The following is an 18,317-nucleotide window of genomic DNA, read 5'->3' as shown; positions in this document are numbered from 1 at the left end:
ACGTCAGGCGTCGCTGTCGCTGGCGCCACCACTGCCGGTGTCGCTGCTGATGTCGCTGCGGTCGCGGCGGCGGATGGCGAGGAACAGCCCGCCGGCGATGACGAACACGACCGCGCCGCCGACCAGGCCGGCGATGCCACCGGAGAACCGGGCGTCGTCGACGCCCCGCGTCGCGTAGCCGGCGAACGGCGAACCGTCGCTGGCGTGCGGACCGGCCGACCCCAGGAAGCCCTTCTCGCCGGCCACGAACTCGAGGCCGTCGGGGTGGCTCGAGGCGTAGAACGACACGACCCCGGCGAGGACGGCACACACCAGAATGCCGACCACCATCAGGCGGCGGGTCGTGACGCGCGGACGAGGGGTGCTCATGCGGACGCTCCTTCGCGGATGGTGAGGGTGCGGTTCTCGAGGCTCGGACGGGCGCCGTGCACGAGGTCGGGTCGCACGGCGACGATGCTGGCGACGGCCAGGCCGGTGATCACGGCCTCGCCGATCCCGATCAGGCTGTGCACCCCGACCATGGCGGCCGCGACGGTCGAGAACGGCACGTCGACCGTGCCACCGACTGCGAAGAGCAGCGAGAACGCGAAGGCGGCTGTCGGCACCGAGACGAGCGCGGCGAGGGCCGCTGCGGGCACGACCATCGCGGGACGCGAGGGCAGTGCGCGGCGCAGGCCCACGAAGACCAGCCACCCGGTCCACACGCCGACCAGCCCCATGAGCGTGATGTTGGTGCCCAGCGCGGTGATGCCGCCGTCGGCCATCAGGGTCGCCTGCACCAGGAGCACCACGGTGATCGACAGGGTGGCCGTGCAGGGGCCGACGAGCACGGCTGCGAGCGCGCCGCCGAGCAGGTGGCCGGACGTGCCGGCCCCGATCGGGAAGTTGAGCATCTGGGTGCTGAAGACGAACAGCGCGACCAGCCCGGCGAGCGGCGCCGTGCGGTCGTCGAGCTCGCGCCGCGCACCGCGCAGGGCGAGGGCCACGCCGCCCGCGGCGACGACGGCGGTGCCGATCGACGTCGGTGCGTCGAGGAATCCGTCGGGCACGTGCACGGGTCGCTCCTGTCGAGAGGTGCTGCGATGGTGGTGCGGACGCCCTGCGCCCTGGTCATTCGGGGCTGGCGGTCCTCTGGATGGAGTCCTGAGGTGACGCCGGTCGGGCTGGGATAAGTTGGTGACGGCTGGTGACAGCCACGCTATTGCAACTGACTCGCAATAACACTATCCGAACGACGAGGAGCGCACAGCAGTGGCCGACCGACTGACCGCAGGTGACACCGCCCCCGACTTCACGCTGCCCGACGACAAGGGTGGCGAGGTCTCGCTCTCCGACCTGCGCGGCAAGAAGGTGATCGTCTACTTCTACCCGGCGGCGATGACCCCGGGTTGCACAACCCAAGCCTGCGACTTCAGCGACAACATCAACACGCTGCACCGTGAGGGATACGAGGTGCTCGGCATCTCGCCCGACAAGCCCGAGAAGCTCGCGAAGTTCCGCGAGAAGGACGGCATCACCATCCAGCTGCTCTCCGACGCCGACCGGGCCGTGATGGACTCCTACGGCGCCTTCGGCGAGAAGAAGCTCTACGGCAAGACCGTCGAGGGCGTCCTGCGCAGCACCGTGGTCGTCGACGAGGACGGCAAGGTCTCGCACGCCTGGTACAACGTCAAGGCCACCGGCCACGTCGCCAAGCTGCGTCGCGACCTCGGCCTCGCCTGAGGCCGGCCCGAGGCCGACCCGCCCCAACCCGACCAAACCCGACCCGCCACCCCGACCCCGACCCACCGAGGAGCGCCGCATGAGTGACACCCAGAACGGCAAGGTCTCGTCCGGGGACAGCCGGTCCGTCGCGCAGATCGAGGCCGACATCGCCGCGGCCCGCGACCGGCTGGCGGGCACCGTCGACGAGCTGCACACCCGCACCGCCCCGCAGGAGATCGCCCGGCGTCAGGTGGAGTCGGCCCGGGCGAAGTTCACCGAGGCGACCCGCACCGAGTCGGGCGACCTGCGCACCGAGCGGATCGCGGCGCTCGCGGCGGCGGCCGTGGCCCTGATCGGGATCGGGGCGATCCGCCGCCGGCGCTGACTCGTGCGGCGCTGGGCCACGCGGCATACCTGCGCTCAGGCGGCGACCGGGAGGCCCGCCTCGCGCCACGCGCGGAACCCGCCCGCGACATCGGTGGCGCGGTGGACACCCAGGCGTAGCAACGCATCCGCAGCCAGCGACGAGGTGTAGCCCTCCTGGCAGAGCACCAGCACGCGCGCGTCGAACGACGCGACGGTCAGCCGGGCCTCGTGGCGCGGGTCGAACCGCCACTCCAGCACGTTGCGCTCCACCACCAGGGGCCCGAGGTGTCCTGCGACCTCGCCCTCGGCCGCGCGCTGGGCAGCCGGGCGGATGTCGACGAGGATGGCCCGCCCGTGCAGGACCTCCTGGTAGGCGGCCCGCGCGCTGACCCGGCTCAGCCGGCTGCGGGCGTCGCCGAGCAGGTCGTCGACGCCTGTGTAGGTGGGTGCGTCCCAGCCGCGTCCCACCCCGGTCGGGACCGGCGGCGCGGTCGGGGTGCTGAACAGCCTGGTCTCCCAGTGGACCGTGGTCGCGCCACTCCTGGGGGCGGCAGTGGCGGTCACCACTGCTCTCCGGCCCGCTCGATCCCGGTCTGGGCCAGCTTGCCGTCCAGGAGTGCGTAGCGGGTCATCCCGCGCAGCGCGGGGGAGTAGACGTGGACCGACAGGGCCGGCCGGTCACCGAGGTTGGCGACGTGGTGGACGTGGTGCGGACCGAAGCTGCGGCCCTCGCCCTCCCAGAGGTGGCGGTCGTGCACGGTGCCGCCGGACCAGGTCTGCTCGGCGAGCTCGCCCTTGACGGTCAGGAAGGCGCCCTCGGACTGCAGGTGGTCGTGCCAGCCGGTGCTGGCGCCGACCGGCCAGCTGATCACCCAGATCTCGAGGTGGTCGGTCGCATCGAGGCGACGCCAGGTGCGCTCGGTCGCAGTGCCGTCGACCAGGTCCTCGAGGTCGGGGTCGGTGGCGAACAGCCGCGCGGTGCGCAGCAGCTGGCTACGGGTGAAGCGGTTGACGCCGGGGGTGCCGGCGGTGGTGATGGCGGTCATGGAACTGCTCCTGTTCAGTGGTCTGGATGTCGGGATGTGCTGTGGTGCAACACATTCGGCGACACACGGAGCCTTGGGTCAGGTGCAGGTCGAGGTGGATGCGGTGGTATGCCGCGTGGCTGGCGAGGGTGGTGCTCATGGCTTCGTCTCCGGGTCGGTGGGCGCTCGCTCAGATGGAGCGCCGGGCTGGTGCGGGGCTGGGATCAGGCGCAGCAGCAACACCGCATGACGCCGCAGCACATGGAACCCATGTGCGTGGCGGTCACCGCGGTGGTCGAAGACATGCCACTAGTGGAGCACAAGGCGCGGGGAGTCGTCCACGAGGTCGCCATGGTGTCTCGCGGACCGGGACGGGGCGGGTCGGTGTGGCTCAGTCGCCGGTCGAGGGCGTGGGGAAGCGCGAGTCCTGCCGGGGCGTGGCGAACGACCGCTGGCCGATGACGAGCTGGGCGACCACGTAGCCGACCCCGCAGACGGTCCCGAGAACGACCACCACGGCGGCCCCGCCTCCGGCCGCATCGGCGACCAGCGCCCCCAGGGTGCCGGCCACGATCGCGTTGATGACGGTCATGAAGATGCTGGTGCTCCCGGCGACGTGGCTCAGCGTGGAGCGGGGCCAGCCCATCAGGTAGGTCTGCATCAGCCCCTGCTGGTCGTCGTGCGGCGAGGTGACGAGATAAGGGGCCAGGCCCGGGTCGAGGTCGAGGTACGCGGCGCGGAGCCGGTTCATGCCGAGGATGGTCGAGGCGTCGTCGATGCTGGCGTTCACGACGCGGATCTGCGTCAGCGTGCCCATGACGAGCACCGCGGCGGCGAGACCGATCGCCATCACCCGGAACGCACCACCGAAGCCGGAGGCCTGCGCGAACAGGGCCAACACGACGAGGGACGCCGACGCCACGGTGAGGTGGATCGTGATCCGGCTCATCACCTCCGACCAGGTCATGCTGCGGGTCGCCAGCAGGCTCCAGTGCTCGGTGGCCAGGATCTGCGCGCGGACCCCCGCCGGGACGTCGGGCGGTGGCGGGGGTGCTTCCGATGGCGACGCGGTCATGCTCGACCTCCTGGCGACACGATCACTCTGGCCGTCTGCCGACGACGTGTCCGGCCAGTGTGCTCCGTGCGGCGCCCGCTCGTCAGCCCGTCGGAGGCTGGGACGGGGCCCAGCGGAGCGGGTGACTCACCACGCCGACGGTCAGAGGAAGATGTTCCAGCCCTTGCCGATCACGCCGCGGTAGCTGAGCCCGGCCCGGTTGTTGCCGTGGTAGAGCCGCAGGTTGCCCTTGGCGTCGACCGTCAGCAGGTCGGGACCGCCGCCGTCGAAGTCGGTGACGAATGCCGCCCGGACGGCGCCCCAGCCGCTGCCGACCCGCTTCCCGGCCGCGGCGAAACCACCCTTGCCGTTGCCCGCGTAGAGCCACAGGGTCCCGTCGGACTTGATCGCCACGAGGTCGTTGCGGCCGTCACCGGTCTGGTCGCCCCAGCCGGCCACCTGGGTGAAGTTCTGCCACCCGGCCCCGATCTTCTGACCCGGGTAGAAGGACCCGTTCTGCCAGCGGTGGGCGTAGTAGTAGAGGTCGCCGTTGTCGGTGATGCCCATGACGTCGGGATAGCCGTCGTGGCCGAAGTCGCCGGCCGTGAAGACCTTGGCGAACTTGTCCCACCCGGAGCCGCGGGGCTCCCACGACGACAAGGTGCCGGTGCGGCTCGACCCGTAGTGCCGCAGCGCCCCGTCATAAGCGACCGCCCAGACGTCGGGCAGCAGACCGTCCTCTTGGGGACCCTGTCGCGGGAAGACCAGGCGGTTGACCTGCCACCCTGCACCGATGACCTTGCCGGTGGAGGCGAAGCCGCCTCGCCCGTTGCCCCGGTAGTAGATCAGCTTGCCGTCGTGGTTGACGGCCAGGATGTCGCTCTTGCTGTCGTCGCCGAAGTCTCCCGGCGACAGGATGCGGAGCCCGAAGGCGCGCGGTGTGCCGTATGCCGCCTTACCCGGTCCTGTGCCGACGGCGTTCTTCGCCCGGACCGTGAAGGTGTAGCGGGTCTTGTTGGTCAGGCCGGTCAGCTTCGCCGAACGCGCCGACCCACCGACGGTCACGACCTTGCCACCCGGGCTGGCCGTGACCGTCCACCCAGTGAAGGGCGCACCACGGTCGTCGGCGTTGTCCCACTGGACGGTGGCCGAGGCCGGACCGGCCATGACTGCGGCCCACGGGGTGGCGGTCGGAACGGTCGCCACCTTGACCTCACGGGTCGAGAAGTCGAACGGGTGGGTGGTCGAACCTCCCGGCAGGTCCAGCAGGCCACCGCCGTAGTACGTCGCCGCCCGGTTACGGGTGTCGACGAGCTTCAGGGAGCTGAGCTCGTAGGAGCCGATCGCCTTGTTGGGTGTGGGCGTCACGCTGCCGCTGAGCGTCCCGGACAGCGACGGGTTGGCTCCTGTCACGGTGAACGAGTTGCCGAAGCCGTCCCTGAAGTAGGCCTCGATGGAGCGTAGGCCGGAGGCGTCGCTCGCGGTGTAGGGAAGGGACACGGTGCCGCCGATGCCGACGATCGGCGTCGGGAGTCCGAGGCTGGTCAGCACCGGGGGCTCGAAGTCCGCCGGCGACCCTGACACGGTGAAGCCCAGGGCCCTCAGGTCGACCGAGTGGGTCCCAGCACCGCGCTCGCTCGACATCGTGCCGTCGGGCAGGAAGACCGCCTTGTTGTTGAACTGGTCGACGACGTCGACCCTGGTCACGGCGTAGTCGCCGTTGGCCCAGGTCGCGGGGACCGGGGTGGTCAGGTCGCCCGTGGTCGGAAGGTCCGAGTTGGGGGTCCTCAGGACGTGCACGGTGGTCGTGAAGACGGCGACCTTGTTGCGGTAGGTGACGTCCACGGAGCGCAGCAGGTGGGCGTCGGTGGACGCGTAATGGATCGTCAGGAGATCGCCGACCGTCAGGGTCGGGTCCTCGAGGGATGCCGCGGTGAGCAGGGGGGAGGCACTGTCGGCAACCGACCCCGAGAGGGTGAGGCCACCGTCCGCGAAGGTGAGGGAGTGGGTGGCGGGACCGGTGGCTCCTGCGGAGTAGCCGATCACGCCGCTGGGGTAGGCCCTGGAGGTGTTTCCGGTCGCGTCGGTCAAGGTCACGTGGAGCAGGTTGTACGTTGCGTTGGCAGCACCATCGGGGAGGCGGAGCGTCACGGTGCCCGACGTGGGCAGGGAGCCCTCGGCCAGGGCGGCATACACCGGACTCAACGTATTTCGACCGAACGCGAACGAGACCGCCGACAGCGACCCGCTGTCCTCAGTGGCCGTGTAGCTGACCGTCACCTCCTGGTCAGGTGTGACCGCGCGGGGCGCGACCGAGAAGCCGGTCAGCACGGGCGCCTGGGTATCAGCGGCCTGGGCCGAGGGTGCCGAGACCGCGAGCACGCCCATGAGGACGGCGAAGGTGGTGGCAGCGCTCAGGAGCCGGCGTCGAGGTGGCAGAAAACTCACGGTGGATCCCCCCGGGAAGTGGTCGTGCGGCGCGCTGAGTGTACGGCCTCCCCGGCGCTGATCGGGGCGCTTCGGCGATCCGGCCCGGGTCAGGCTGCTGTGGTCGCCCTCGCGCCGACCCGGCGGCTGATGGCCGAGCCCCAGGCTGCCGCGAAGACGAACATGAAGAGCGAGTAGACCGCGGCCGGGATCGAGATCTCGGTGGCCTCGAGGACCTCGACGGCCACGAAGATCGCCAGGGTCGCGTTGTGCACGCCGATCTCCATCGAGGAGGCGATCGCCTGTCCCTCGACGATGCCCAGCGCCTTGGGGGCGACGTAGCCCGCCACGAGGCTGACCGCGCAGAAGAGGGCGGCGACCAGGCCGACGTCGGCCAGGTACTCGCCGACGTCCTCGCGCCGGTCGAGCAGGATCCCGACGACGAGGACGGCCAGGATGACCGCCGACCCGATCCGCACGCTCTTGTCGGCGCGGGCCGCGAAGCCTGGCGCCGTCGCTCGCACGACCATCCCGATCGCCACCGGGACGAGGACGATCGCGAAGACCTCGACGACCTTGCCGAACTGGAGGCTGACCGTCTCGGACTGGTCGTAGTGGGCGATCGCGAGGTTCGTGATGACCGGGAGGCTGACGATCGCGATGATCGAGTTGACCGCGGTCAGGGTGACGTTGAGCGCGACGTCACCCCGGAACAGGTGGCTGAACAGGTTCGCGCTCGTGCCGCCCGGTGAGGCGGCCAGGAGCATCATGCCGATGGCCAGCAGCGGCGGGAGGTCGAACAGCTTGACCAGGCCGAAGCAGACGGCCGGGAGCAGGAGCAGCTGACAGGCGAGGGCCACTGCCACGGCACGAGGGTGTCGGCCGACCCTGCGGAAGTCGTCGGGCGTGAGCGAGAGCCCGAGCCCGAACATGATGATGGCCAGGGCGATGGGCAGTCCCACCGTGGTCAGCGCAGAGTCCATGACCGGACTGTAGGGGTCGGGCCCCCTGCCGACTAGGTGCGTCGAGGTGACCGGGGCCCCGCGGGTGGTGCGCCCGCCGGCGCGGTCGCCGGCACCCGACCGGAGGACCGCACGATGAGGCGCGTGGGCATCACCACCGTGTGCGGGGGCGACTCGTCACCGAGCAGGCGACCGAAGAGCTGCTGGGCGGCCTTCTGCCCCAACGCCCCCGGGTCCTGGTGCACCACGGTGACCGGCGGGTCGACCAGGTCGGCGAACTCGAAGTCGTCGTAGCCGACCAGTGCCAGCCGCAGGTCCGCCCGACGCAGGGCGTGCAGGACCGTGAGGGTGACGCGGTTGTTTCCCGTGATCACGGCGGTGACCGGGTCGCGGCCGCGGCACCAGCCGGCCAGCACGGTCGCGAGCGAGTCGTCGGTGTGCGGTCCCATCGCCACCCGTGGCTCCCCGGGCAGGTCGAGCGAGGCGAGGATGTCGACGAACGCCTCGCGACGACGCCGGGCCGTCCAGTAGTCGGGGAGGTCGCCGAGGAACCCGATCCGACGGTGACCGTGCGCGACCAGGTGCTCCACGGCGCTGCGTACCCCGCCGGCGTTGTCGCTGACGATGATGTCGGCCGCCTCGCCGCGCACCGGCCGGTCGACGTAGACGACCGGGGTCCCGGTGGCCACCAGGGCCGGGTCGGTCGCGGGGACGTCGTCGGCGGGCACGATGACGATCCCGTCGACTCGGCGGGCCACCAGGCCCTTGAGGATGCCGCGTTGCCTCGTCGGCGACCCCTCGGCCGAGGCGGTGATGAGCTGGTAGCGGCGGATCCGGGCCTCGCGCTCGACCGCGGCTCCCAACTGTGAGTAGAAGGGGTTGGCGAGGTCCTCGATCACGAGGCCGATGGTCTGGGTGCGGGTCAGCAGAGCGTGGCCCCCGCCGTTGCGGCTGAACCCGATGCGCTCGATGACGGCCCGCACGCGGGCTTCGGTGTCGGGCCGGACGCCGGGCTCGCGGTTCACGACACGTGACACGGTCTTGACGGACACGTGCGCCTCAGCCGCCACGTCGGCCATCGTCGGCCCGGCGGCTGTCCGGTGGCCAGACAACGTCGTCACGGGCCCGATCAGACCAGACGAGAAGCGTTGCGGCAACACCACGCTCACGGACGTGCCCTCTGGGGATGTCCACTTTGTCTGTCCGAACCGGACAAGGGGCGGCCAGACCATTGCCCAATGCGGGCGACCGCAAAAGGATGCAAACCACCCCCACGGCGCGTGGTGGTGCGACACAACGACGTGGCTCGGAGGACTCATGCGCGCGACAGACGCCCTGCCCGGGACGGCACTGGCCAGGACGGTGGTGGTCGGCGTCATCGCCGCCGCCCTCGGCTGGGGAACGGCGAGCGGCGCAGCCGCGGCGCCGACGCCCACCCCCAGCGCCAGCTCGAGGGCCGAGGCCCGCGCCCAGGCGTCGCCCGCCGCCGTGCAGGGTGGCGCCTTCGCCAGCTCGTTCGAGGCAGGTGACCCGCAGCCCACCGCCTCGACCGTCGAGGCCGGGGCAGACGGCCCGCTGCAGAAGAACATCACCGGCAACCAGGGCACCGACGGCAGCCTGCTCGGTGCCGTCGTGGGCATCACGGCCAGCGCCGAGAACGCGCCCGGGGAGGTGGCCGCCAACCTCACGGACGACAACCCCGACACCAAGTGGCTCGCCTTCGAGTCGACCGGCTGGGTGCGCTACCAGCTGTCCTCCGCCAAGCAGGCCGTGACCTGGTCGCTGACCTCGGCCAACGACTCGCCCGAGCGCGACCCGAAGGACGTCACGCTCCAGGGCTCGGCGGACGGCACCACCTGGACCGACCTCGACCGGCAGACCGGGCTCGACTTCACCGAACGCTTCCAGACCAAGAGCTTCACCGTGGCCACGCCCGGCAGCTACCCCTACTACCGGCTCGACGTCACCGCGAACCACGACGGCGGCATCGTCCAGCTCTCCGACTGGGGCCTCAACGAGGACCCGGTGGCGAACCCGCCGGTCGCGTCGCCGATGCTCACCGAGGTGGGCGCCGGGCCCCGCTCCGGCTTCAACATCAAGTCGCTCGTCGGGTGGACCGGCACACAGGCCCTGCACTACGCGGGTCGCCACACCGCAGACGGCCGGGGCTACGCGTGGAACCGTCTCTTCGACGTCGACGTCCCGGTGGGCGACAGCTCGCGGCTGAGCTACAAGATCATCCCCGACATGGTCAAGGGCGACCTCACCTACCCGTCGACCTATGCGGCGATCGACCTGAAGTTCACCGACGGCACCTACCTGTCGGACCTCAGGGCCACCGACCGCCACCACACCGAGTTCTCGCCGCGCGGTCAGGGGCAGGGCAAGATCCTGTACGCCGCGCAGTGGAACTCGGTGGTCGTCGACCTCGGGCCGCAGGCGCGCGGCAAGACCGTCGACGCGATCCTCCTGGGCTACGACAACACCGGGGGAGCGAAGACCGGGACCAAGTTCGGTGGGTGGGTCGACGACGTCACCATCGACCCCGCGCCCGCGAAGGCCGACCGCACCAGCCCGACGAACCTCGTCGACGTGCGTCGCGGCACCAATGCGTCGAGCTCGTTCTCCCGCGGCAACAACCTGCCGATCAGCGCCCTGCCCAACGGGTTCACGTTCTTCACCCCGCAGACCGACGCGAACTCGCAGTCGTGGCAGTACTCGTACCAGGCGGAGAACAACGCGGCGAACCGTCCCGTCCTCCAGGGCCTGGGGATCTCGCACGAGCCGTCGCCCTGGATGGGTGACCGCAACCAGCTGTCGATCATGCCGTCGGTCGCCACCGGTGTGCCGACCGGCAACGCGGACGACCGCGGTCTGGCCTTCGACCACCAGGACGAGATCGCGCGACCGGACTACTACCGGGTCTCGCTCGACGGCGGGATCACCGCCGAGACGGCTCCCGCCGACCACGGTGGCGCCTACCGGTTCAGCTTCCCCGACAGCGCTGCCAGCGGCAGCCTCGTCGTCGACACCGTCGACGACAACGGCAGCTTCACGGTCGACCCCGCGACGGGCACGATGACCGGCTGGGTGGACAACGGCAGCGGGCTGTCCGCCGGTCGGAGCCGGATGTTCGTCTACGGCGCGTTCGACCGCCCCGCGTCCGCGACCGGCACCGCCCCCGGCAGCCACACGGGCACCCGCTACGTCACATTCGACACGTCGGCGACGCACACCGTCGAGCTCCGCCTCGCGACCTCGTTCATCTCGCTCGACCAGGCGAAGCAGAATCTCGCCCTCGAGCTCCAGGGCCGTAGCTTCGGCGACCTGCAGGGCAGCGCGAAGGCGGCGTGGGACAAGCGCCTCGGCGTCGTGCAGGTCGAGGGAGCGTCCGACTCCGACGCGCGCACGCTCTACTCCAACCTCTACCGGCTCAACCTCTACCCCAACAGCCAGTCCGAGAACACCGGCACGGCGGCAGCCCCGGTCTGGAAGTACGCCAGCCCGGTCCGCGCCAAGTCGGGCTCGGTCACGGCCACGACCACCAACGCGGTCGTCACGCCCGGGAAGATCTACGTCAACAACGGTTTCTGGGACACCTACCGCACCGTGTGGCCGGCCTACACGCTGCTCTACCCGGACGTCGCCGCCGAGCTGGTCGACGGGTTCGTCCAGCAGTACCGGGACGGCGGGTGGGTCGCCCGGTGGTCCTCGCCCGGCTACGCCGACCTGATGACCGGCACGAGCTCCGACGTCGCGTTCGCCGACGCCTACGTCAAGGGCGTCAAGCTGCCGGACCCGCTCGGGACGTATGACGCGGCCCTGCGCAACGCGACGGTGCTCCCGACCTCCTCGGGGGTCGGTCGCAAGGGCCTGGCGAAGTCGCTGTTCCTCGGCTACACCCCCACCAGCACCGGCGAGAGCGTCTCGTGGGGCCTCGAGGGACTGGTCAACGACTTCGGCATCGGCAACCAGGCCGCCGCGCTCGCCAAGGACCCCAGCGTCCCGGCCGCGCGCAAGGCCCAGCTGACCGAGGAGTCCGAGTACTTCCTCAAGCGCGCCACGGCATACGTCAACCTGTTGAACCCGGACACGGGCTTCTTCCAGGGCCGTGGTGAGGACGGCGACTTCGCCGCGTCGTTCGACCCGGAGGTCTGGGGTGGTGACTACACCGAGACCGACGGCTGGAACTTCGCGTTCCACGTGCCGCAGGACGGCAACGGACTGGCCAACCTCCTCGGTGGCAAGGCCGCCTTCGCGAAGAAGCTCGACACCTTCTTCGCCACCCCGGAGACGGCGACCAAGCCGGGCTCGTACGGGGGCACCATCCACGAGATGATCGAGGCGCGTGACGTGCGGATGGGCCAGCTCGGCATGAGCAACCAGGTCTCGCACCACATCCCGTACATGTACGACTGGACCGGCCAGCAGTGGAAGACGGCCGAGAAGGTGCGCGAGATCATGCGTCGCCTCTACGTCGGCGACGAGATCGGCCAGGGCTACCCGGGTGACGAGGACAACGGCGAGATGTCGTCGTGGTACATCCTGTCCTCGCTCGGCATCTACCCGCTCCAGGTGGGCTCGGACCAGTGGGCCGTCGGCTCGCCGAAGTTCACCAGGGCGACGGTGCACCGTCCTGGCGGCGACCTCGTGGTCAACGCCCCCGGCAACTCGGAGTCGAACATCTACGTGCAGAAGCTGCGCGTGAACGGCAAGGACCACCCGAACGTGTCGATCTCGAACTCGCTCATCGCGGGCGCCTCGACGATCGACTTCACGATGGGCTCGGCCCCGTCGAAGTTCGGCACGCAGCCCGACGCGACGCCCCCGTCGCTCACCAGGGGCAAGGACAAGCCGCTCCCGCTGCGGGACGCCACCGGACCCGGCCGCGGCACGGCGGCGGCCACCGGCACCACCACGCCCAAGGCGCTGTTCGACAACAGCTCGACGACCTCGGCGGCGTTCGACACGGCCACGCCGACGGTGACGTTCACCCTCTCGGGTGCGGGTCAGCGGGCGACGTTCTACACGCTGACCAACGGCTCCAGCGGCGGTGCCCCGTCGGCCTGGCGGCTCGAGGGCTCGAAGAACGGGCGGGGCTGGACGGTGCTCGACCAGCGCACCGCCCAGGAGTTCCGCTGGGCCACCCAGACCCGGCCGTTCAAGATCGCCACGCCGGGGACCTACACGACCTACCGGGTCGTCGTCACCGCCAGCGCCGGCACCCCGCGCCTCTCGGAGGTGGAGTTCCTCACCGACGGCAGCAAGGCGGAGAACGCCGGCCTGCGCGTGACGGCCGGTGACGGCCTCGAGGGCGTCGAGGGAATGCCGCTGTCGGGCACGGTCGCGACCTTCTCCGGCGAGAAGAACGCCACGGCGGCCGACTACAGCGCCACGGTCGCGTGGGGTGACGGCACCTCGTCGGCCGGCACCATCCGAGCCGGTGACCTCGGGTCCTACTCGGTGCGCGCGTCCCACACCTACGCGAAGCCGGGCCCCTACGAGCCGGTCGTCACCGTGACCGGTCGCAAGCAGAAGGCCAGCGCCGTGGGTGAGGCCGTCGTGCACCAGGCCGTCGTGCCGGAGTACGCCAGCGGGTTCGACCTCACCTGCATCGGTGAGCCGGGCGAGCTGGTGCCCTGCGACGGCGACCAGGCGGGCATCTCCCGACCGGCGTTGTATGCCGCCGGGGCGACTCCCGGCCGGCTGCTCACCGTCCCGGGGACGGACCTGACGTTCTCGATGCCGGCGGTGCCGGCGGGCGAGCCGGACAACGCGACCGGTGCCGGGCAGACCTTGCCCGTCACCCTCGCGCCGGGGGCCACGAAGCTGAGCCTCATCGGCACGGCGACCCAGAAGAACCAGGACACCGTCGGCACGGTGCACTTCACGGACGGGTCGAGCACGCCATACCCGATCCAGTACGGCGACTGGTGTGGCTCACCGCAGTTCGGCAACGTCGTCGCCGTCCAGATGACCACGCGGCTCAACGGCACGGGCACGGACGGCTGCCAGCTCAAGCTGTACGCGACCGCCCCGCTCACGATCCCGGCAGGCAAGGTGGTCGAGTCGGTGACGCTGCCGACGCAGACCGGTGACCCGCACGCCAACGGACGGATCCACGTCTTCGCGGTCGCGGACAACGGCACACCGGTCAAGGCGACGGCTGCCACCGGGTCCACCGCGAAGTCCGGCACCGCCTCGACGGTGGCGCTGGGGACCGCGAGCGGCGGCGTGCCGGCCGAGGGCGGCTACACCGCCCGCGTCGCCTGGGGCGACGGCACCGTCACGCAGGACGCGACGGTGACGATGAAGGCCGACGGCACGGCGACCCTGAGCGGGTCGCACCGATGGGCACTGCCCGGCACGTATGCCGTGAAGGTCTCGGTGGGCGACAGCCGCAATGACACCCTGGTGGCGGTGACCGTCAAGGTCAGCTGACGGACGTCTCGTCCTCGGTGGCTTCGGTGCGCAGCCTGCGTGGCCACGCACTGAAGCCGCCGAGGAGGGACAAGAGGGACGGCACGAGGACACCACGCACCACGAGGGCGTCGATGAGCACGCCGAGCCCCATCACGAAGGCGAGCTCCCGGAACTGTCGCAGCGGCACGATGGCCAGCATGGCGAAGCTGGCCGCCAATGTGATGCCCGCCGCCGTGATCGCCCCCGACGTCTCCGGGATGCGTTCGGCAATGGCCTGCCGCAACGAGGTGTGGCGGGCCCGCGTCCAGATGTGCCCGACGCCGTAGATGTTGTAGTCGGAGCCGAGGGACAGCAGGAGCACCGAGGCGGCGAAGGGCACGTAGAAGGCGACCCCCTCGTGGCCGAGGCGGTCCTGGAAGAGCAGCGTGAGGCAGCCCAGCGACGCCGCTAGGGCCAGCAGGCTGCAGGCCAGCAGCAGCACCGGGGCGACGACGGCGCGCAGGAAGACCATCAGCAGGATGAGGTTGACCGCGAGCACCGCGATCGCGATCCGGCGCAGGTCCGCGTTGGTCGCCGCCACGAGCTCGCTGGAGACGGCGGTGTCCCCGGCCAGTCCGTAGCGCACGCCGCCCAGGCCGGCCTGCTGCAGGAGCGCGGGCATCGTCTTCGAGAGGTGGTCCAGGTCGCGGATCGCCGTGGTACCCAGCGGGTCCTGGTCGAGGACGACGAGGAAGCGCGCTGCCCGGCCGTCCTCGGTCACCAGCGCCCCCTGACCCACCTGGTCGGGCAAGGCGCTCGGGCTCAGCACGCCGGCCACGCCCGGCTGGCCCTCGATGGCCTTCCCGAGCTTGCTGAGCCGGTCCTTGTCGGCACCGACGCCGTCACCCTGGAGGAGCACCTCCGTCGGCGCGACGACGCCCGCGGCAAACCCGGCCGCGGCGGCCTGCGCGGCGGTGTGCGCCTCGTCGTCGGCCGGCAGGGAGGCCACGAACGACACGCACAGGTGCAGGCGGGGCACGTGGGTGGCCAGCGTGGTGAGACCCAGGATGCAGGCGCCGCCCAGGACCAGCGCCACCACCCGCACGGTCATCACCCGTGCTGCGGCGCGGGCGACCGCCGGGGTCTCCCTCGGCCGCAGCCGGGTGGGCCAGAACAGCCCGCGTCCGACGATGGCCATCAGGGCGGGCAGCAGGGTGAGGGAGACGACGACGGCGGACAGCACGGAGAGCGCGAGCACCGGTCCGAAGGCACGGAAGAACCCCGACCTCGCCACCAGCATCGCCGCGCTCCCGGCAGCCACCGCGATCCCCGCCACGAGGACGATGCGGCCGGTCTGGGCGGCGCAGGCCCGCGCCGCGGCGACCTTGTCGAGACCGCTCTCGAGGCCGCTTCGCATGCTGGACAGGTAGAAGATCGCGTAGTCCGTGACGATGCCCAGCACCAGCGCCAGCACCAGCGGTTTCAGCTCGTCGGGCGCCCCGCCCTCGACGAACCCACTGGCGTAGTTGGTGACCCGCACGGCCAGGAAGTAGGAAGCCGCAGCAGTGACCAGGGCGACGAACGGGGCCATCACGGAGCGGAACTTCAGCGCGACGATGCCGATCACCGCCACGAGCGTCAGGGCCTCCAGCAGGAGCAGGTGGTCGTACAGGATCCGGGTCTGGGCCACCTGGGCCGGCACGGTGCCGGTCACCCCGACGAGGTGGTCGTCCGGCTGGTCGACGTGCTCGCGGGCGAAGGTGTGTGCGGCCCCGACCTCGTCGGCGAAGGTCGTCCCGGGCTTGGTGAAGACGTAGGTGAGCACCGTGGTGTCGTGCTCCCGCGAGGGAATCACTCCCTTGGCGTTGACCACCGGCACGACCGCAGCGATCGGACCGACGTCGCCGGCCTCGTGCCTGGCGACCGCCACGGCCGTCTCGGCGGCGCGCTCCTGTGTGGCTTGCGGCAGCCCGTCAGGGTCGCGCTGGACGATCATCGTGCGCGACAGGATCGGGAAGCCGAACGCCTTGGCGGACGCTGTCTCGGTCGCGATCGCCCGACTGTTCGGAGGGGCAAAGCCACCCAGGTCGGCCTGCGGGGTCCGGGCCGGGAGCAGCAGCGCGGCCGCCACTCCTGCAGCCACCCAGCCGAGCACGACGAACCAGCGGAACGTGACGACCAGCCATGCGTGGAACCGGGACAGCCACCCGGCCTCCGTCTTGCGCCACGACCTCACCGACCAGCCTCCGACCCGTGTTGACCGTGTTGAGCCGTCGTGACGGGCCTGACCCGCTGCGTCTCTGGGAGAAGGAATACCCCAGAACGCGATGGCGCACACCTTCGCCGCGGCCGGAGGGGGAAACGGCAAGAGGGCCGTCGCGATGCGATCGGCCCTCTCGTGGGTGGTGCGCCATCAGGGACTCGAACCCCGAACCCGCTGATTATCCGATGGCAGTTCGCGACGTTGCGCGTTCGAACCTATGAATGGCCGCTGACCTGCGCAGATGCGCGTTTGGCGGCTCCCAAGGTGCTCATCAGTTCGCCGTGTTTCTCTACCAAAGCCGGAGGGTTTGTCGGACGCTCGGCCTCGGTTGTGGGCCTGGGCGAGCGGGCGGCTTTGGGCCACGGGTGCGCTTCATGCTTACCGACGGACTGCCAGCGATGCGTGAGTAGCTGCGACGGCAACCGTGTCAACTGCGAGCACAGCGGTGAGGGATGCCGCGCGTTCGATGGACTCCATCAGATGGTTGGCCGCATCGGGCGCAAGGGGCAGGTAGTCGCCGCGGGTGCGGGACACGAGGTGCTTGACGGTGCGGTCTTGTGCTCGAGCGGGCGCGAACAGGAGTTCGCTGTTGAGGCAGGCGCGGGTTACGTCGTGGCTCTGGTCGACGAATCGCGCGAGGTCGCGCGTGCCTTGCTCGAGCGAGCGGAGCGAAGTGTCGACGTCGAGGCTGATTCGTTGGCGCTTCTCGGTTTCAATGGGTGCGGCGAGCACCTTGCGCAGGGTGTCGAACAGCTCGAACGACGCGGCCCCGAAGGCGCGGCCTTGCGGTTGCAGGGTCGTGACACGTTTCCAGGTGGCCTCTGCTTCCTTGAGGGCATCCGCCGCACCACGCAGGTCGCTGGTCATGGTGACGAGCGCCTCCGCTGGCGTCGAGGGCGACAAGGTGTGCAATCGGTGAGTGCTGGCCAACATGAGCGTGCCGACGCTGGCGATGTTGGCCATCACTTGTGTGGCCGGGACGGTCCTCTGCAGTTCCTCGCGCGCGGCCGAGGCCCAACGGTGAAGCCTGCTGTCCAGCTGTTCGCTCAAACCCGACCCAAGTGTCGGGACTCGCGCGGCGAGGGCATCCAGAGCTGCCATCGACCGCGCTGTGCCACCGAGTGCGTCGATGGACCGATCCGCATACTGGGCCACTGCCAGGGGTCGGTCGCCGTTCTCGATAGGTCCGTGCCGGAGCGTGTAGCGGCCGGCGACTGCCAACCAGGACATGACGCGAGCGGCCGCATCGCGTACGGCGTCGTCGCTCAGCCCGTCGACTGTGCCGGGGTGGCGGCGTTCATGGTTGACCATGTCCGCGAGGACCCCCAGCGTGGTGGACAAACGCGCGAGCGGGTGCGGGTCGGCTGGGTCGGTGGGGGTGATGTCGGTTCGGGCGTCCAGGTGGGCCGCGTCGATCCGCGGCTGGCCGCCGACCACATGCGTGGGCACCTCGCCTTCCCGGATGCGCCTAATCAGGACTTCGCGGCTGACCGTGACGAAACGCCTCGCCTCCGCGACCGAGAAATCGGCGTCCAGTGGGGGGCGGACCGGGGTCGGGTATGCGTGGATCACTCGGAGCAGGATGGCGCGGCGGCGGGTGGACGCCCCAGCGTCGTCGCGTCCGGGACCGATGAGTTCGCGCATCAGCCGGTATGCGGTGGTGTCCAAGGACTCCCATAGCTGGGTGTCGACGGGCAGTTCACATCGGCTCAGTTCGCGGGCGAGCTGGTCGGCGCGGTTGATGAGGTCAAGCCCGGTGGTGGTGCTCATCCGGCCGCCATCTCCCTGGCCGCGCGCTCCAGCTCGCTGAGCTGCCAGCACCACAGCGCGACGTCGGCCGGCCCTTGGCTGGGTGGAACGTGGTGAAGGGCACGACTGGCCCGTTCGAGGTGGGTGAGGAGGTCAGCGCGGTCGGCGACCTGAGGGATGAGCCCGGGCTGACTGGCCAGGCCGGCGGCGGCTAGGTCGAGCTGGCCTGCATAGGCATGCCAGGGCGAGAACGGGTCGCCGTCACTCCGGCGGCCGGCCTCGGTGGCTGCCATGCGCAAGTGGCCTGCGGCGAGCTCGATGAGGTCGTCTGGTGTCTGGTGGGGGTGCACGGGTCTCCTTGCGGA

General features: G+C 70.6%; 14 protein-coding genes. 3 read left to right on the top strand and 11 right to left on the bottom strand.

The features are described 5' to 3' along the window. Nucleotides 1–3: 3 nt before the first annotated feature. Complete coding sequence (locus BLQ34_RS18990; protein WP_172829376.1) at nucleotides 4–369, bottom strand: PDGLE domain-containing protein; 366 nt, start codon at nucleotides 367–369, stop codon at nucleotides 4–6. Continuing rightward, complete coding sequence (locus BLQ34_RS08440) at nucleotides 366–1,055, bottom strand: energy-coupling factor ABC transporter permease (RefSeq protein ID WP_172829375.1); 690 nt, start codon at nucleotides 1,053–1,055, stop codon at nucleotides 366–368. Before BLQ34_RS08440 ends, BLQ34_RS18990 begins: the two co-directional genes overlap by 4 nt. Nucleotides 1,056–1,251: 196 nt before the next feature. Here BLQ34_RS08440 and bcp point away from each other — a divergent pair, with 196 nt between their 5' ends. Both bcp and BLQ34_RS08430 read left to right on the top strand, forming a co-directional pair. Continuing rightward, nucleotides 1,252–1,722 (top strand): thioredoxin-dependent thiol peroxidase, encoded by a 471-nt coding sequence (gene bcp / locus BLQ34_RS08435; protein WP_091784009.1) that lies wholly within the window; start codon nucleotides 1,252–1,254, stop codon nucleotides 1,720–1,722. 79 nt (nucleotides 1,723–1,801) lie between these two features. Continuing rightward, complete coding sequence (locus BLQ34_RS08430) at nucleotides 1,802–2,089, top strand: DUF3618 domain-containing protein (RefSeq protein WP_091784006.1); 288 nt, start codon at nucleotides 1,802–1,804, stop codon at nucleotides 2,087–2,089. A gap of 35 nt (nucleotides 2,090–2,124) precedes the next feature. On the opposite strand, the gene BLQ34_RS08425 is transcribed toward BLQ34_RS08430, so the two are convergent. The 6 genes from BLQ34_RS08425 to BLQ34_RS08400 all read right to left on the bottom strand — a co-directional run bounded on the left by BLQ34_RS08425 (nucleotide 2,125) and on the right by BLQ34_RS08400 (nucleotide 8,659). Continuing rightward, a complete protein-coding gene (locus tag BLQ34_RS08425) occupies nucleotides 2,125–2,634 on the bottom strand; it encodes a rhodanese-like domain-containing protein (protein ID WP_331712537.1) in 510 nt (169 codons plus the stop codon). Further along, nucleotides 2,631–3,116 carry a cysteine dioxygenase gene (locus BLQ34_RS08420; protein ID WP_091784003.1) on the bottom strand — a complete coding sequence of 162 codons (486 nt, stop codon included), beginning with the start codon at nucleotides 3,114–3,116 and terminating at the stop codon, nucleotides 2,631–2,633. The genes BLQ34_RS08425 and BLQ34_RS08420 overlap by 4 nt, the downstream gene beginning before the upstream one ends. A 370-nt stretch (nucleotides 3,117–3,486) precedes the next feature. After that, nucleotides 3,487–4,170 (bottom strand): hypothetical protein, encoded by a 684-nt coding sequence (locus BLQ34_RS08415; protein WP_091784000.1) that lies wholly within the window; start codon nucleotides 4,168–4,170, stop codon nucleotides 3,487–3,489. A gap of 141 nt (nucleotides 4,171–4,311) precedes the next feature. Further along, nucleotides 4,312–6,597 (bottom strand): fibronectin type III domain-containing protein, encoded by a 2,286-nt coding sequence (locus BLQ34_RS08410; protein ID WP_157692954.1) that lies wholly within the window; start codon nucleotides 6,595–6,597, stop codon nucleotides 4,312–4,314. 89 nt (nucleotides 6,598–6,686) lie between these two features. Next, on the bottom strand, nucleotides 6,687–7,559 hold the full coding sequence (locus BLQ34_RS08405; RefSeq protein WP_091783993.1) for a bile acid:sodium symporter family protein: 873 nt from the start codon (nucleotides 7,557–7,559) through the stop codon (nucleotides 6,687–6,689). Nucleotides 7,560–7,591: 32 nt separating this feature from the next. Further along, nucleotides 7,592–8,659: a LacI family DNA-binding transcriptional regulator gene (locus BLQ34_RS08400; protein WP_231961506.1), complete on the bottom strand. Its 1,068-nt coding sequence runs from the start codon at nucleotides 8,657–8,659 to the stop codon at nucleotides 7,592–7,594. A 196-nt stretch (nucleotides 8,660–8,855) separates the two neighbouring features. Between BLQ34_RS08400 and BLQ34_RS08395 the strand changes: the two genes are divergently transcribed. Further along, nucleotides 8,856–13,979, top strand: coding sequence for a GH92 family glycosyl hydrolase (locus BLQ34_RS08395; RefSeq protein ID WP_172829374.1), 5,124 nt, complete (start codon nucleotides 8,856–8,858; stop codon nucleotides 13,977–13,979). Here the strand turns inward: BLQ34_RS08395 and BLQ34_RS08390 are convergent. The 3 genes from BLQ34_RS08390 to BLQ34_RS08380 form a co-directional block, all read right to left on the bottom strand. Next, nucleotides 13,972–16,176 (bottom strand): MMPL family transporter, encoded by a 2,205-nt coding sequence (locus BLQ34_RS08390; protein WP_091783987.1) that lies wholly within the window; start codon nucleotides 16,174–16,176, stop codon nucleotides 13,972–13,974. The genes BLQ34_RS08395 and BLQ34_RS08390 overlap by 8 nt on opposite strands. A 405-nt stretch (nucleotides 16,177–16,581) precedes the next feature. Beyond that, entirely contained in the window at nucleotides 16,582–17,973 is a 1,392-nt protein-coding gene (locus BLQ34_RS08385) for a hypothetical protein (RefSeq protein WP_091783985.1), read from the bottom strand. Further along, complete coding sequence (locus BLQ34_RS08380; protein WP_091783982.1) at nucleotides 17,970–18,302, bottom strand: hypothetical protein; 333 nt, start codon at nucleotides 18,300–18,302, stop codon at nucleotides 17,970–17,972. The genes BLQ34_RS08385 and BLQ34_RS08380 overlap by 4 nt, the downstream gene beginning before the upstream one ends. Nucleotides 18,303–18,317: the final 15 nt, after the last annotated feature.

This window comes from Pedococcus dokdonensis, from assembly GCF_900104525.1.
GTDB classification, from domain to species: Bacteria; Actinomycetota; Actinomycetes; order Actinomycetales; family Dermatophilaceae; genus Pedococcus; species Pedococcus dokdonensis.
This window is presented reverse-complemented; position numbering and strand designations above follow the sequence as displayed.

Bases quoted from the DNA above. Each gene is read 5' to 3' on its own strand.
- BLQ34_RS18990 (WP_172829376.1), bottom strand. From the start codon at position 369: ATGAGCACCCCTCGTCCGCGCGTCACGACCCGCCGCCTGATGGTGGTC.
- BLQ34_RS08430 (WP_091784006.1), top strand. From the start codon at position 1,802: ATGAGTGACACCCAGAACGGCAAGGTCTCGTCCGGGGACAGCCGGTCC.
- BLQ34_RS08420 (WP_091784003.1), bottom strand. From the start codon at position 3,116: ATGACCGCCATCACCACCGCCGGCACCCCCGGCGTCAACCGCTTCACC.
- BLQ34_RS08415 (WP_091784000.1), bottom strand. From the start codon at position 4,170: ATGACCGCGTCGCCATCGGAAGCACCCCCGCCACCGCCCGACGTCCCG.
- BLQ34_RS08405 (WP_091783993.1), bottom strand. From the start codon at position 7,559: ATGGACTCTGCGCTGACCACGGTGGGACTGCCCATCGCCCTGGCCATC.
- BLQ34_RS08395 (WP_172829374.1), top strand. From the start codon at position 8,856: ATGCGCGCGACAGACGCCCTGCCCGGGACGGCACTGGCCAGGACGGTG.
- BLQ34_RS08385 (WP_091783985.1), bottom strand. From the start codon at position 17,973: ATGAGCACCACCACCGGGCTTGACCTCATCAACCGCGCCGACCAGCTC.